The organism is Methylocella silvestris BL2, assembly GCF_000021745.1.
GTDB classification, from domain to species: Bacteria; Pseudomonadota; Alphaproteobacteria; order Rhizobiales; family Beijerinckiaceae; genus Methylocapsa; species Methylocapsa silvestris.
This window is the reverse complement of record NC_011666.1, coordinates 1,251,752-1,266,374: the sequence shown is the minus strand read 5'-3', so window position 1 is coordinate 1,266,374 and position 14,623 is coordinate 1,251,752. Positions and strand designations below refer to the sequence as shown.

14 protein-coding genes are annotated in these 14,623 nt (G+C 62.8%); 10 read left to right on the top strand and 4 right to left on the bottom strand.

Going from position 1 to position 14,623, the window contains the following annotated elements; genetic code table 11:
- Positions 1 to 144: 144 nt before the first annotated feature.
- The 6 genes from MSIL_RS06070 to lepA all read left to right on the top strand — a co-directional run bounded on the left by MSIL_RS06070 (position 145) and on the right by lepA (position 5,711).
- Positions 145 to 462 carry a DUF1476 domain-containing protein gene (locus tag MSIL_RS06070; RefSeq protein WP_012590217.1) on the top strand — a complete coding sequence of 106 codons (318 nt, stop codon included), beginning with the start codon at positions 145 to 147 and terminating at the stop codon, positions 460 to 462.
- Between the two features lie 64 nt (positions 463 to 526).
- A complete protein-coding gene (locus MSIL_RS06065; protein WP_425277114.1) occupies positions 527 to 1,486 on the top strand; it encodes a tyrosine recombinase XerC in 960 nt (319 codons plus the stop codon).
- A gap of 91 nt (positions 1,487 to 1,577) precedes the next feature.
- The gene (locus tag MSIL_RS06060) at positions 1,578 to 2,018 is read left to right on the top strand and encodes a hypothetical protein (protein WP_012590215.1); all 441 of its coding nucleotides are present in this window, start codon (positions 1,578 to 1,580) and stop codon (positions 2,016 to 2,018) included.
- 185 nt (positions 2,019 to 2,203) lie between these two features.
- Positions 2,204 to 2,449 (top strand): hypothetical protein, encoded by a 246-nt coding sequence (locus MSIL_RS21210; protein WP_148213033.1) that lies wholly within the window; start codon positions 2,204 to 2,206, stop codon positions 2,447 to 2,449.
- 260 nt (positions 2,450 to 2,709) lie between these two features.
- Positions 2,710 to 3,816 carry a tetratricopeptide repeat protein gene (locus MSIL_RS06050; RefSeq protein ID WP_187148707.1) on the top strand — a complete coding sequence of 369 codons (1,107 nt, stop codon included), beginning with the start codon at positions 2,710 to 2,712 and terminating at the stop codon, positions 3,814 to 3,816.
- A gap of 89 nt (positions 3,817 to 3,905) precedes the next feature.
- Positions 3,906 to 5,711: a translation elongation factor 4 gene (gene lepA / locus MSIL_RS06045; protein WP_012590212.1), complete on the top strand. Its 1,806-nt coding sequence runs from the start codon at positions 3,906 to 3,908 to the stop codon at positions 5,709 to 5,711.
- Between the two features lie 14 nt (positions 5,712 to 5,725).
- Here the strand turns inward: lepA and MSIL_RS06040 are convergent, their stop codons facing one another.
- Positions 5,726 to 6,970 carry an MgtC/SapB family protein gene (locus MSIL_RS06040; RefSeq protein WP_012590211.1) on the bottom strand — a complete coding sequence of 415 codons (1,245 nt, stop codon included), beginning with the start codon at positions 6,968 to 6,970 and terminating at the stop codon, positions 5,726 to 5,728.
- 245 nt (positions 6,971 to 7,215) lie between these two features.
- Between MSIL_RS06040 and MSIL_RS06035 the strand changes: the two genes are divergently transcribed.
- Positions 7,216 to 7,692 (top strand): hypothetical protein, encoded by a 477-nt coding sequence (locus tag MSIL_RS06035; RefSeq protein ID WP_012590210.1) that lies wholly within the window; start codon positions 7,216 to 7,218, stop codon positions 7,690 to 7,692.
- A gap of 10 nt (positions 7,693 to 7,702) precedes the next feature.
- Complete coding sequence (gene ppk2, locus MSIL_RS06030; protein WP_012590209.1) at positions 7,703 to 8,539, top strand: polyphosphate kinase 2; 837 nt, start codon at positions 7,703 to 7,705, stop codon at positions 8,537 to 8,539.
- A 48-nt stretch (positions 8,540 to 8,587) separates the two neighbouring features.
- On the opposite strand, the gene MSIL_RS06025 is transcribed toward ppk2, so the two are convergent.
- A complete protein-coding gene (locus tag MSIL_RS06025) occupies positions 8,588 to 9,709 on the bottom strand; it encodes a baeRF11 domain-containing protein (protein ID WP_012590208.1) in 1,122 nt (373 codons plus the stop codon).
- A 198-nt stretch (positions 9,710 to 9,907) separates the two neighbouring features.
- Positions 9,908 to 10,921 carry an NAD-dependent epimerase/dehydratase family protein gene (locus MSIL_RS06020; RefSeq protein WP_012590207.1) on the bottom strand — a complete coding sequence of 338 codons (1,014 nt, stop codon included), beginning with the start codon at positions 10,919 to 10,921 and terminating at the stop codon, positions 9,908 to 9,910.
- Positions 10,922 to 11,253: 332 nt separating this feature from the next.
- Here MSIL_RS06020 and hemA point away from each other — a divergent pair, with 332 nt between their 5' ends.
- Together hemA and MSIL_RS06010 are read left to right on the top strand one after the other, a co-directional pair.
- The gene (gene hemA, locus MSIL_RS06015) at positions 11,254 to 12,573 is read left to right on the top strand and encodes a 5-aminolevulinate synthase (protein ID WP_012590206.1); all 1,320 of its coding nucleotides are present in this window, start codon (positions 11,254 to 11,256) and stop codon (positions 12,571 to 12,573) included.
- A 190-nt stretch (positions 12,574 to 12,763) separates the two neighbouring features.
- Positions 12,764 to 13,522: a Fic family protein gene (locus MSIL_RS06010; RefSeq protein WP_012590205.1), complete on the top strand. Its 759-nt coding sequence runs from the start codon at positions 12,764 to 12,766 to the stop codon at positions 13,520 to 13,522.
- Positions 13,523 to 13,576: 54 nt separating this feature from the next.
- Here the strand turns inward: MSIL_RS06010 and MSIL_RS06005 are convergent, their stop codons facing one another.
- Entirely contained in the window at positions 13,577 to 14,584 is a 1,008-nt protein-coding gene (locus MSIL_RS06005; protein ID WP_012590204.1) for an adenosine kinase, read from the bottom strand.
- Positions 14,585 to 14,623: the final 39 nt, after the last annotated feature.

Here is a 14,623-nt window from a genome sequence, read left to right as displayed (position 1 = left end):
GATACAGAAAAGAAATCAATCTTGCGCATGCGTCGAATGGCGGGATGCTGAACATGCGACCATGGTTTTTTCAAGAAATCGTGTTAATTAAATGGGCGTGAAGGGCGCGATTTTAAGGTCGCCCACATAAGGGATAGTGCGCTTATGACGACTTTCGACAAACGCGAACAGGCTTTCGAGGCGCAGCTCGCGCATGACGAAGAACTGCATTTCAGGGCGATCGCGCGCCGGAACAAGTGGTTTGCGCTCTGGGCCGCCGAGAAACTTGGCAAGACGGGCGCGGACGCCGAGGCCTACGCCTCCGCTTTGGTTCATAAGGAAGTCGCCGAAGGAGCCGAACAAGCGCTTGCCGGCGTTCGCGCGGATTTCGAAAAGGCCGGAGCGCCGGTCTCCGAGCATCAGATCCAGCGCAAGCTCGACGAATTGCTTGTCGCGGCCACGGCCGACATCAAGCGCTCCTAACGAAAACTTAGGCTGCAAGCGGCAAGACTGGCCAATGGCCAATAAAAAAGCCGCCGCCCCCAGCCTGACCCGCGCCGCGCGCCACGATTTCGCGCCGGCCGACGCCGAACTGGCGTCCTGCGCGAGAGCCTGGCTCGCGCATCTTGGCGGAGAGCGACGCGTCGCTGAGCTGACGCTCGCCGCCTACTCTCGCGATCTTCGCCAATTCTTAAGCTTCGCCGCAATCCATTTTGGAGCGCCTCCTTCACTGGCGATGGTCTCGACCCTATCGCCGGCTGATCTGCGCGCTTTCATGGCCGCGCGCCGGGCGGCCGGCGTCGGCAGCCGTTCGCTGCTGCGCCAGCTCGCGGGCCTTCGCTCTTTTACGCATTATCTGCAGCGCAGCGGCGTCCAGCAGAGCGCCGCGCTCGGCGCCGTTCGCGCGCCAAAGGCGCCGCGCCGGCTGCCAAAACCGCTGACGGCCGCCGCCGCATGCGCGGTGACGAGCGTTGAATCGCGCGCGGGCGAGGACCGCCCGACATGGATTCTTGCGCGCGACGCCGCCGTTCTCGGGCTGCTCTATGGCGCGGGCTTGCGCATTTCCGAGGCGCTGTCGATTCTGCGCGCCGATGCGCCGATCGGGGAACGGGACACGCTGCGAATTACCGGCAAGGGTGGCAAGATTCGCGAGGCTCCGGTGATCGCGCCGGTGCGGCAGGCCGTCGAGGCCTATCTCAAGCTATGCCCGTATCATCTGCCGCCGGAGCGTCATCTATTCGTCGGCGCCAAGGGCGGGCCGCTCTCGCCGCGCATCATCCAGCTCGCCGTCGAGCGGATGCGCGGCGCGCTCGGCCTGCCGGATTCGGCGACGCCGCACGCGCTGCGCCATTCCTTCGCCACCCATCTTTTGAGCCGCGGCGGCGATCTGCGCTCGATCCAGGAACTGCTCGGCCACGCCTCGCTGTCGACGACCCAGATCTATACGGCGGTGGACAGCGCAAGGCTGATCGAGGCCTATCGCTCGGCGCATCCGCGCGCGGGGTGAGCGGTTGGGATTACGGCTTGCGGTTGACGCCGTCTAAAGGCAGTGTCCGGCCGCGTGGGCGTCCTCGCCGCGCAAGGGGGGGGGGGCGTTCATGTCCTGGAAGTTTAAATTCGCCTTCGTCGCGCTTGTCGCGCTGGCGATTTTCATCGGCCTCGCGGCGCTGGTGAACTCGTATAATTACTCGATCGGCACGCGCACGGGAATCATCGATAAATTATCGACCAAAGGCTTTATCTGCTGGACTCGGGAAGGGCAGCTTGCTCTGGCGAATTTCGCCAAATCGGACTCCCTGACGCAGAACAAGGGCGCCATCGACAATACGTTTTACTTTTCCGTCCCCGACAAGACGATTGAGAAGGAACTCGAGGCGATCCCTCCGGGCAGCGCGGTCAGTCTTGAATATCATCAAAAGCTGTTTCCCCTGGCCCTGCCGCTTCCGTTGCTGTGTCATCGCCGAACGGAATATGAAATCGTCGGCGTAAAGCTCGCGCCAGCCTACACTCCTGCAGTTCCCGCCCCGGCTAGGCCCTGAAACGAGCGGTGTCTGTCCGGCTATCGAGGAGGAATGTGCGCGGGTTTGACGAGGGCCTGCGGCGGCGTGTCGCGACCGGAACGGTTTTTAGCCTTGAGCGTTTTCCAGGCGCGCCCGCCGCGCGGTTCGCGGCGCTTTTCCAAGCGCGCCCGCCGCGCGGCTCGCGGCGCCACGAGAATAAAATCATGGCTGGCTATGTCGATCCGAACGGACTGAGTCAAAGCGCCGGCGTGTTGGCGGCCGTGCGCAGCCACGGGAAGGGTTTTGCGCTGGAAGTCGTCCGATGCCACAGTCGCTACCTGGCCGGCGATCACGAACGGCTCGACGGCAGCGGGCGAAGCTATTACGCCACCAGCGTTGCGACGATCGTCTTTTCACCTCCGACAGGCGCGCCCTGGTTTGCCGTGGTCAGCCTTGCGCAGGAGTGGTAGGGCCGCCATCGCAGGCGGCGATCCATGGATGTTGCGGGCAGCGAAATCCCATTGAACCGGCCCGGTACGGGCGAATTTTGCGTTTCGTTTTTTGATCGTTTGACTTTCGAAACTCTGCTGCCAATTCATTCCAGAAAATGGGCGCCGCAATGAGTTTTTTTCGGGATGTCGATCTCACTTCAATTGTAAATCAATACCAGCAACACTCCAATTTATCGCGAAGCGAGCTGACGCAAAAGATCTGCGACGAGGCCGCGACTTTGGCCCATTCGAATTCGCATGATCAAAGTTTATATTTTGCCGTCAGCGACGCGATCGCCGAGCGGAATTTCTTTAATTTCCGTCCGCCGGCCTCACTCCATTTCGAGTCCGCGGAGACCAATTGGGCGCCGGCGGCCGGCCAATTGGAAAGCGGCCGCCTCGGCCAATCGGACAATCGAGAATTTCTCGTCTGGAAGGAAGAAATCAAGAACGAGCTGGTCGCGGACAAGACGTCGCGCGGACTTCTGGCCCTTGGACGCCTCCATTACGATGAAGGCGACTACGCGCGCGCTTTTCAATATTTCCTTGAGGCGGCGAAACGCGACAATAGCCCGATTGCTTATCTTGAACTTGGTTTCCTGCACAGCCCGGGCGGGTTCAAATATGGCGAAGGAAACCAGGGCGAAAATCTGAAATACGCCTTTCAATGTTTCGACTACGCCGCCCGCAACGGCGTGGTTGAATCCTATTTCCCCCTGGCTATGGCCTACTGGAGGGGCGATGGCGTTGCAAAGGACGAAGTCAAAGCCTTCGAATGGATGAACAAGGCGCATCTGGCCGGAAGTCCTTACGCAAAAACGTTCCTCGCCGAATGCCTCGTGGATGGGAAGCTGAATGTAACCAAGAATCCGGATCTGGCGCATCAGCTCATTTTCAACGAGGCGTTGCCGGCGCTCGAGAAAGCTGGGTCAGACGCCTTCCTCGCCCGCGCCTGTTATGCGGCGGGCTATGTGCGCGAACTTGGGTTTTCTGACATCGCGGGCGCGGTCGGCCTTTATGAACGTGCGGTTGGACTTGGGTTTTCTGGCGCCGATATTTATTTTCGACTTTTCGTTATTTACAAGGATGTCCTTAAACCTTCAAACGCCACTCGCGCCCTTCATTTCTTGCGCCTCGCCGCTGATCAGAACAATCCCCACGCCCTCTATAACCTCGCCAAATTCCATCTTGATGGAACAATCCAAAGGGGAAACGAGCAGGCGGCCCTCGATTTTCTGATCCGGCATAGTAAAATCCAATATGCGGACGACTGCGCCAAGCGGCCAGGGCTTGAGCGGGGCCTGGCGAATTATCTGCTGGGGACCTTGCTGCAGCAGATGAGGTGAAAGACCGCGGCGGTTCTGCACAATCTGCGCCCGACGGACGCGCCGCCGGCCGCCTTCCCTTCCCCCCGCGCGCCTGCTATCTCGCAGGTATGACTGCGCATCCCATCAAAAACATCCGCAATTTCTCGATCGTCGCCCATATCGATCACGGCAAATCGACTCTGGCCGACCGGCTGATCCAGCAGACCGGGGCGGTCGCCGCGCGCGACATGGTCGAGCAGGTGCTGGATTCGATGGACATCGAACGCGAGCGCGGCATCACCATCAAGGCGCAGACGGTCCGGCTCGAATACAAGGCCGCTGACGGCGAGGCCTATATTCTGAACCTCATGGACACGCCCGGCCACGTCGATTTTGCCTATGAGGTGTCCCGTTCGCTCGCCGCCTGCGAGGGCTCTTTGCTCGTTGTCGACGCCAGTCAGGGCGTCGAGGCGCAGACGCTGGCCAATGTCTATCACGCGCTCGACGCCGGCCATGAGATCGTGCCAGTCCTGAACAAGATCGATCTACCCGCCGCCGAACCCGAGCGCATCAAGCAGCAGATCGAGGACGTGATCGGGCTCGACGCCTCGCACGCCGTCATGATTTCCGCCAAGACCGGCGTCGGCATCGATCTCGTGCTGGAGGCCATCGTCACGCGGCTGCCGCCGCCGCAGGGCGATGAGACTGCCCCCCTGAAGGCGCTTCTGGTCGACAGCTGGTACGATGCCTATCTTGGCGTCGTCGTGCTGGTGCGCGTCATCGACGGCGTGCTGCGCAAGGGGCAGAAGATCAAGATGATGGCCGCGGACGCCCATTATGAGGTCGATCGCATCGGCGTGTTCCGGCCGAAAATGCAGGACGCCGAACAGCTTTCTCCCGGCGAGATCGGCTTCATCACGGCGCAGATCAAGCAGGTCGCCGACACCCGCGTCGGCGACACCATCACCGACGAGCGGCGCCCCTGCGCCCAGGCGCTGCCGGGCTTCAAGCCGGCCCAGCCCGTCGTGTTCTGCGGCTTGTTCCCGGTCGACGCCGCCGATTTCGAGGATCTGCGCGCGGCGATGGGCCGGCTGCGCCTCAATGACGCGAGTTTTTCCTATGAGATGGAGAGCTCTGCGGCGCTTGGCTTTGGCTTTCGCTGCGGCTTTTTGGGCCTCTTGCACCTCGAGATCATTCAGGAGCGGCTGGAGCGCGAATTCAACCTCGATCTGATCGCGACCGCGCCTTCGGTGATCTACAAGATCGTGCAGCGCGACGGCGACACGATCGAATTGCATAATCCGGCCGATATGCCGGATCCGACAAAAATCGAGACGATCGAGGAGCCGTGGATCCGCGCGACCATTCTAACGCCCGACGACTACCTTGGCGCGGTGCTGAAGCTCTGTCAGGAGCGGCGCGGCGTGCAAGTCGATCTCAACTATGTCGGCAAGCGCGCCATGGCGGTCTATGATCTGCCGCTGAACGAAGTGGTGTTCGACTTTTACGATCGGCTGAAGTCGATCTCGAAGGGCTACGCCAGCTTCGATTACGCCATCACTGATTATCGGCCGGGCGATCTCGTCAAAATGTCGATCCTCGTCAACGCCGAGCCGGTCGACGCGCTATCCATGCTGGTGCATCGCGACCGCGCCGACACGCGCGGCCGGGTGATGGTCGAGAAGCTGAAGGAGCTGATCCCGCCGCATATGTTCCAGATCCCGATCCAGGCGGCGATCGGCGGAAAAATCATCGCGCGCGAGACGGTGCGGGCGCTGCGCAAGGATGTGACGGCGAAATGCTATGGCGGCGACGCCAGCCGCAAGCGCAAGCTCCTGGACAAGCAGAAGGCCGGCAAGAAGAAGATGCGCCAGTTCGGCAAGGTGGAGATCCCGCAGGAAGCCTTCATCGCCGCGCTGAAGATGGACGGGTGAGGCCGCAGCGGCCCCTAAATCAGATACCCGCCCCAGGCCGCGGCTTGGGCGAGGATGAGGCCCGGCGCGATCCGCAAGTTGAAGGCGCGCGCGCCGGCGCTGAGCGCTACAATGATCTTGGCCGCCGTGTTGCTCGTCATGCCGAGCATAATGGGAAGCGCGGCTTCGTGCGGCGCGAGCCTGCCGGACGCGGCAAGCGAGGCGACCGAAATGGCGGCGCTATGGGCGTCGACAAATCCCGCTGTCGCCGCTCCGATCAGCAGTCCGGCTTCACCCAGCCAGTCCTTCAGCGCCGCCGCCGCGACGAGCATCAAAGCCATCGTCGCCGCCAGCGCGAGAGCCGTCTTGATGCTGAAGGCGCGCCCCGGCCCCGGTTCGCGATCCTGCGTCTCGCCGGTCATAAAGGCGCGTGCGGTGAAAACGGCGCCGTAAAGCGTGGCGGCGCAACCGCCCGCGATCAGGGCGGGAGCGAGCGCCGCGAGCGTTGGCGCGCTGGTCGCCGCAAGCAACACAGCCAACTGGATGAATGTCGCGATGGTTGACAGAACCGCGGCGGCGACCGCCGGCCGCAGCAAGGCGGGCTCTTTGGCGGCGAGGCCGGCCATCGCGCCGATCGTCGCCGTGCTCGACGCGAATCCGGAGGCGAGCCCGGCGAGCGGAAGGCCGAAACGCGCGCCGAGCGCGCGCTTGGCGATATAGCCGAAGCCGCCGATGGTCAGGACAAGGATGACGAGGAGCCAGATCGATCGCGGATTGAGCGCGTCGAACGGCCCCATATAGCGATCCGGGAGCTGCGGAAAGATCACCAGCGTCGCTGCGGCGAAGACAAGCAGGTCCTTCACTTCAGCTTCGTTTAAAACCTTCGTTACAAAGGCGTGGAGGGGAATCTTGGCGGCGAGAAGGATCGCGACGACGACCCCGACGGCGGCGGCGAGTCGGACGTCGGCGACGGCGAGCGCGCCCAGGATCGGCATGAACGCCAGCGCCATTTCGGTGGTGAGGCCCGGATCGGAGGTGGATGTCCGCCGATAGGACACGGCGACGAGGCCCGCAACGCAGACGGCGGCGAGCGCCAGCAGAAACAGGCCGCCGATGTGAAAGGCGACGGCGCCGAACAGGGAGGCGACTGCGAAGGTTCGGATGCCTGCGGGGCCGCGCGACGGGCCGACGCCCTTGCTGCGTTCGCGCTCAAGGCCGATCAGCAATCCGAGACCAAGCGCGACGGCGAAGCTGGAAAGAGGCGGCGCGAACCAGAGCATATAGCTTCTCCGAGCGGCGCTTGCGGCGCGGCTTTTCTTTGAAGTTCCATCGCAGCGCGCGACGGAAACGGCTTGCGGCAAATGACTGAAAGCGGCCGCCATGCGTCGGCGGCGGCCCGGGATCGCGACGGATAGCCGGCGCGCGAATGCAGGGCGATGGCCTGTTGATCTGTGACATGGCGAAGTCTAGCTTGTCGTTAAAATTACGCGCATAAGCGCGGTACAGCACGGATGGGAGCCGCAAAATGAGCCAGAGCGCAGCCACGCATTCGACGCATCATCTCGGCGACGAGGCGTTCATGTCTGTCTCCGACCTCAAATCCTATGTCGCGCAGGTCGAATCTGCGAAAGCGTCCCAGTCTTACGCAGCGATACAGCAGGCCGAGAACGCGAAGCGCGATCTGATCGACAAGCTGATGAAGCGGATCGACATCACCCCGGAACGAACTCACGCCTTCATGAATCGGGTGAAGCTCGCCGCCGAACGCGGCGAATCGGAGATGCAAGTCGTTCGCTTCCCCTCGGAGATGTGCTCCGACCACGGCCGGGCCATCAACAACACGGAAGAGGGCTGGCCGGATACGCTCGTCGGCGCGCCTCGCCAGTTCTACGAGCTCTGGAAAGCGGATCTCCAGCCGCTCGGCTACGGGCTCAAGGCGATGATCGTCGATTGGCCGGCGGGATTTCCGGGCGATGTCGGCATGTTCCTCACCTGGAAATGAGGAGCGCGTGATGGGACACAAGGACGAGACGACGCGTGAGAAGGACGCGCGCCCCGCGGCCGCCGAGACGCCGGAGAAGCTGGACCGCAAGAGCTACGAGCGCGAATTGGCGACGCTCGCCGTCGAGACGGTCAAGCTACAGGAATGGGTGAAGCGCGAAGGCAGAAAGATCTGCATTGTCTTCGAGGGCCGCGACGGCGCCGGCAAGGGCGGCGCGATCAAGGCGCTGACCGAGCGCGTCAGCCCGCGTACCTTCAAGGTCATCGCGCTCGCCGCGCCGACCGACCGCGAAAAATCGCAGATGTACATCCAGCGCTATCTTCCGCATCTGCCCGCGGCCGGGGAGGTCGTGATCTTCGACCGCAGCTGGTACAATCGCGCCGGCGTCGAGCGAGTGATGGGATTTTGCTCGGACGAGCACGCCGAACAGTTTCTCACGATGACTCCGGCGGTCGAAAAGGCGATCATTCAATCGGGCGTCATTCTCCTCAAATATTGGCTGGAGGTGAGCCCGGAGGAACAGACGCGCCGGCTTTCGTCGCGCATCACGGACGGACGGAAAATCTGGAAACTGTCGGATATGGACCTCAAGTCCTACAGCCGCTGGTATGATTATTCGCGCGCCCGCGACGCCATGTTCCTAGCGACCGACACGCCCTGGGCGCCCTGGTTTGTCGTCCGCTCGGACGATAAGAAGCGCGCGCGGCTCAACATCATGAAGCATATTCTTGCGCAAATTCCCTATGAGGACATCGACCGCGAGAAGATCGAACTGCCGAAGCGGCAGAAGGCAGAGGGCTATAAGGAGCCGAATTATCCATTCAAATGGATCGAGGAAGCCTTTTAGAGCCAAAGAAGCGCCGCGCCCGGCGCGCCTGCCGGGCGCGGCTCGTCGTCAGATTGGATAGCGCAGAATGGCGGCAAGATCGCCGCCGGCCGGAATATCGGCGCGCCGGCCGGCGAGAACCTTCGCGCCGGACTGAATTACGCGGCGGGCGATCTCGTCGACGACGCCGTAATTGACCCCGTCCGCCGCCTGCGCGAAGTCGACCGCGCCCGTCTCCTCATCCACCGTGCCTGGCAGGACAACGTCCATGTCGACGATCAGCGTGTCGATGGCTCCGAAGGTCGCGGCGCGGGCCGCCTGAGCGACGTCGCCGGTCGCGCGGCCCTGTGCGCCGCGCGCCGCATAGAGATCGGCGAGCGCGGCGATTTCGCCGGCATAGATCTTGTCCAGGATGGCGCGCGCAGCGTCCGCGAGCTCGTGCTCAGATGTATGGCCGGCGCTGCCGGCGATGATCTCCTCGGCGAGATGGGGATAGCTGCAGACGCCGCGGAAGATCGAGGCAAGGGGCTCGGCGGCGGCGATGATCAGCGGGCGCTCATGGCCGGCGAGCACCGGCCGCAGCGCTTCGTCGACGGCGCGCGAATAGCGGGTCAAAAGCGCATGTTCGGTGGTTCCCCCGCCGCTCTGCGAGTCGCCCGGGCGCTCGACAAGGCTGCGTCGTCCGATCGCGGCGCTGGCGTCGCGCGGCATGCCCGGAACCTTCGCCTCGTGCGGCGGCAGGTCGGCCGACACCTCGACGAGGCGCGCGGCTCCGATGCCGATCGCGAGCACATAGGCGTCATGCGGGAAGGTCAGCGCGCGGATCAGCGGCATCAGCAAAAAGCGGTCGGAGACTTCCGTAACGGTGTTCAGTTTGTTCGCCAGGCGGAAAGTGCTGATGCGCTCCGGCGTCGCGAAGATCGCGAGGCTGTTCGCCTGATAGGCCCAGAAATCATCATCGTCGATCAGGGCGCCGACGCGTTCCTCGATCGGCCAGATCGAGCGCTTGTCAATTCCGGCCTCGGCCATTTCAGCGACGGCGGATTTCAGAAGGTTCTTGAGCTCGATCCGTTCGGCTTTGGAATCCTGCGTCAGGGGCGTCGTGCGCAAATAGAGCGAGACGGCGGGCGAGCCGCGATGGCTCGCAAGCTTGGCGATCTCGGCGCGGGTCGGAAGGTCGATGTGCAGCAAGGAGAGCTCCGTAAGATAGCGCCGTCGCGGGTTGCGGAGCGCTGGAAGAAAGAAAGGGCAGGAGACGGCGGCTGGGATGGGCGCCAGCGCAGCAGCAACGCGCCGGCAGATAGCCGCTGGAATAAGAAAGGGTGAGGTTCGGCCTGTTCGGCCGGCTCGTCCATGATCATGGTCAAGCCATCGCGGCGCGGCCTGACTCTATTGCTGCGTCAGATAGCTGCGCCGCCAGTCCACAAAAGCCTTGACCCCTTCGGCCAAAGTGGTCGCCGGCCGGTAGCCGGTCAGCTCGAAAAGCAGTCGCGTGCTGGCGAAGGTCAGCGGCACATCGCCCTTTTGCATTTCAAGGTAATTGCGTTCGGCCTTCAGCCCCGTCGCGGTTTCGATCGCCTCGATGAAATCCATCAGCCCGACTGGGCGCTCCGTCCCGATATTGACGATGCGCCAGGGCGCGACAGGCGAAAGGCTGTCGTAATCCGGCGTCGGCGAGGTCCGGCTGTCGGGCGCGGGCGGGGCCTTGTCGATGAGGAGCGCCATCGCCTCGACGAGATCGCCGACGAAGGTGAAATCCCGCTTCATCTTTCCGTGATTGAAGACGTCGATCGGCCGGCCCTCAACCATGGCGTCGACGAATTTGAACAGCGCCATGTCCGGCCGCCCCCAAGGCCCGTAGACCGTGAAGAAACGCAGCATGGTGACCGGAATTTTGAACAGATGCGCATAGGAATGGGCCATCTCCTCATTGGCCTTCTTCGTCGCGGCGTAGAAGGTCAGCGGATGGTCGGCGCGGTCGGTCTCATGGAAGGGAATTTTCGTGTTGGCGCCATAGACCGAAGAGGTCGAGGCCATCAGCGCATGCTTGGGGGGCGCCTCGCGCATCAGCTCCAGAAGATTGAACGCGCCGGTGAGATTGGCGTCGACATAGGCGCGTGGATTTTCAAGGCTGTAGCGCACGCCAGCTTGAGCCGCGAAATGATAGACGGCGTCGAATCCCGCGTCATAGACGCGTTTCAGCGCGCTTGCGTCCTCAAGCAGAATCGCATGGCTCGTAAAATACGGATTTTGCGAAAGAATCGCATTGCGCCGGCGCTTCAGCTCGGGATCATAATAATGGGTGAAGCCGTCGACCCCGACGACCTCATGGCCGTCGGCGAGCAGACGGGCGGCCATGTGAAAACCGATAAAGCCGGCGCTGCCGGTAACGAGAATGCGCATGTCAACAGTCTGTGAAAAAAGGGAAATTGACCCGAGGGTTGAAGCTGACTAAAGCATTGCTTCGAGAGCTTTCCGATCAATTCGCACGTTTCCAGCCGAATTGCCAAGGGTCAAGCTTCGCTGTTTTTCCGGACGGCGAAGCTTAAAGTCGCTTTCGTTCCCGGCGATTATGCCGGGAATTGATCGAGTCGGCTGAGACGATCTGGCGCTTGCGGTAGGCTCTTTGGAAAGGGTACAAGGCGTCAACCGGCGCCTGTCATCACAGCGAGCCTTGAGCGGGGGTTTATCCGCCCATCCAGGCCAAAGGCCCGGATCAGAAGGGAACGGAGCCTATGGAGTATCGGCGCTTCTTCGACGACGCCATCTCGAAGTTGAAGGGCGAACGGCGCTATCGCGTCTTTGCCGATCTCGCGCGCGACGCGGAAGCTTTTCCGCGGGCGGTGTGGCGGCGCGGCGAAGGCGGTCCCGAAGTCAACGTCACCGTCTGGTGCTCCAACGACTATCTGTGCATGGGCCGCCATCCGAAGGTGATCGCCGCCATGCAGGACGCGGCGCAGGCGCATGGCGTGGGAGCCGGCGGAACCCGCAATATTTCCGGCAATAATCATCCGATCGTCGAACTCGAGGCCGAACTCGCCGATTTGCACGGCAAGGAAGCCGGCCTCGTCTTCACCTCGGGCTGGATCTCCAATCTCGCCGCGATCTCGACGATCGGCGACATTCTGCCCGACTGCCTCATTCTGTCCGACCAGCTCAATCATAATTCGATGATCGAGGGGGTGCGCCGCTCCAGGGCCGAGCGCAAGATTTTCCGCCACAATGATCTTGCTCACCTCGAACAGCTGTTGGCCGAGGCCGGCGAGAGCCGCGCCAAGCTGATTGTGTTTGAAAGCCTCTATTCGATGAACGGCGATATCGCGCCGATCAACGCCATCGCCGATCTTGCGCAGCGCTATAACGCCATGACCTATATGGACGAGGTCCACGCGGTCGGCCTTTATGGCGCGCGGGGCGGCGGCATCGCCGAGCGCGACGGCGCCATGGCCCGCATCGACGTCATCGAGGGAACCCTCGCCAAGGGGTTCGGCACGCTTGGCGGCTATATTACCGGCGAGGCTTCGATCATCGATGCGGTGCGCTCCTATGCGCCATCCTTCATCTTCACGACCTCGCTGCCGCCGGCGATCGCCACCGCCGCGAAAACAGCCGTGAGCCTGTTGAAGCAGGGCGAGGGGGCCGAACTGCGCGCCCGCCACCAGCGCCAGTCGATGCTGACCAAACATGCGCTGTCGGCCGCCGGTCTGCCGGTGATGCCGAATTCATCGCATATCGTGCCGGTGCTCGTCGGCGACGCCGAGCTGTGCAAGGCGGCGACCGACATGCTGCTCGACCGGCATGCGATCTATATCCAGCCGATCAACTATCCGACCGTCGCCAAGGGCACGGAGCGGCTGCGCATCACGCCGAGCCCGCTGCATTCCGACGCCCATATCGCCCATCTGGTGGAATCGCTGGTCGATGTCTGGGCGAGCCTAAAGCTGCCCTTCGTGGAGCAGCCGAATATCGTCGAATTCCGCCGCGAAATGCCGGTCCACGCCGCCGCCGAGGCGCAATGCACCTTCCCCGAATTCTTCAAGAAGGCGGCGGAGTAGGGCGCGCCCTCATCCTGAGGAAGGCGCGCAGCGCCTGTCTCGAAGGATAGCGGCATCTTCGATGGGCGGGGCGCGTCACGGAAGGGTCGGCGGGCGCCTGTGAGCGCCGCACATTGCGCAGGGAACCATCCGGCGAAGGCCCAATGCTGGCGGTATCGACTGATGGTCGCGGCATGCTATTGGGCGTTGGATGCTTACGGCATTAATCGACGACATTGGACGGAGGAAGGCCGAGCTTGACAGCCTGCGCCCGTTGTCGGCGGCCGCCTTTGCGCAGCTCCAGAAATATTACGACGTCGAGCTGACCTATACGTCGAACGCGATAGAAGGAAATACGCTGACGCTGCGGGAAACGGCGGAAGTCATCGAGCATGGCATTACGGTTGGCGGCAAATCGCTTCGCGATCATCTGGAAGCCGTCGATCACTATGAGGCCGTGCAATGGATGCGCGACCTTGCCTCCCGAGGGGAGCCGATAGGCGAGGGAGTCGCGTGCGAATTGCATCGCCGGATCGTCGCCCGCAGCCAGTCGGCGATCGCCGGAGTCTACAGCAATCTACCCCGCCGAATCGCTGGCTCGCCCGTCGTCTTTCCAAATCCCGCTAAAATTCCGCAACTCATGCAGCGCTTCGGCGCATGGCTGGAATCGAGCCCGCCGGAGCCGGGTTCGGCGTTCGAAGCCCATTTCCGGCTCACCGCCATTCATCCCTTTGGCGACGGCAATGGGCGCACTGCGCGGCTGTTGATGAATCTCCTGTTGATCCGCGACGGCTATCCGCCGATCGCGGTGCGGCCGGAGCAACGCAAAGCCTATCTCGACGCGCTTGAGCACGGTTCGCTCACGGAGGATTTGCAGCCGTTCCAGATCTTTATGCATGAGCGCCTGGATGCGACGCTCTCGGATTATTTGAGCGCCTTCAGGCAGGCGCTGCCGCCGGGCGGCGGGTAGAGTAGGACGCAGCCGAAAGGTCTACGTTTTTAGCCATCATATTCTGCAGGCGACCTACACCTTGAGCCCATTCTGCTCCGCAAGCTGCCGCAGATCGGTCTGCGGCCTTGCGCCGATGTGTTGAATAATTTCCGCCGCCGCCAGCGCGCCGAGCTTGGCGCATTCGTCAAAATCGCGCCCGCGCGTGTAGCCGGCCAGAAATCCCGCGGCGAACAGATCGCCGGCGCCTGTTGTGTCTACAACCTGATCGACGGGAAAGGCGGGGGCCGTCACCACCATGTCGCCCCTCACCACAACACAACCCTGTTCCGAGCGCGTGACGACGCCCAGAATATTTTCGGCCTTCAGGAGCGCCACCGCCGTGTCGAAATCCGCGGTCTGGTACAGCGAATGCAATTCGCTTTCATTGGCGAAGATGATCTGCGCGCCGCCCGAACGGATGAAATCCAGAAACTCGTCGCGATAGCGGTCGACGCAAAAGGAATCGGACAGGCTCAGCGCCGTTTCGCGGCCCGCCGCCCGGGCGATTTTCGAGGCCTTGCGAAAGGCGTCCTTGGCGGCCGGCGGGTCCCACAGATAGCCTTCGAGATAGATCACGGCGGAATCTTTGATGACCGTCTCGTCGACGTCGGCTTCGGTCAGATCCTGGCAGGCGCCGAGAAACGTGTTCATGGTGCGCTGGCCGTCGGGGGTGACGAGGATCAGGCAGCGCGCGCTCTCGGCGCCGTCGCCCGCAGGCGGCGTCGAAAAGCCGACTTTCGCCGCGCGGATGTCATGGGCGAACAAGCCGCCGAGTTCGTCCGCCTTGACCTTGCCGATGAAGGCGGCGCTGCGCCCGAAGCCCGCGAGGCCGATGATGGTGTTCGCCGCCGAGCCGCCGCTGACGACCGTCGTCTGTCCCATCGCCTCATACAGCTCTTTTGCGCGCGCCTCGTCGATCAGGGTCATGCCGCCCTTGCGCAAATCATGGGCGAGCAGAAAGTCATCGTCGGCGCGGGCGATGACGTCGACGATCGCGTTGCCAAGACCGACGACGTCGTAACGGCAAGAAGAGGCGGGCATGGGTCGCTTTCTGTTGGGCTCGAAGGGATGCAAACTTAA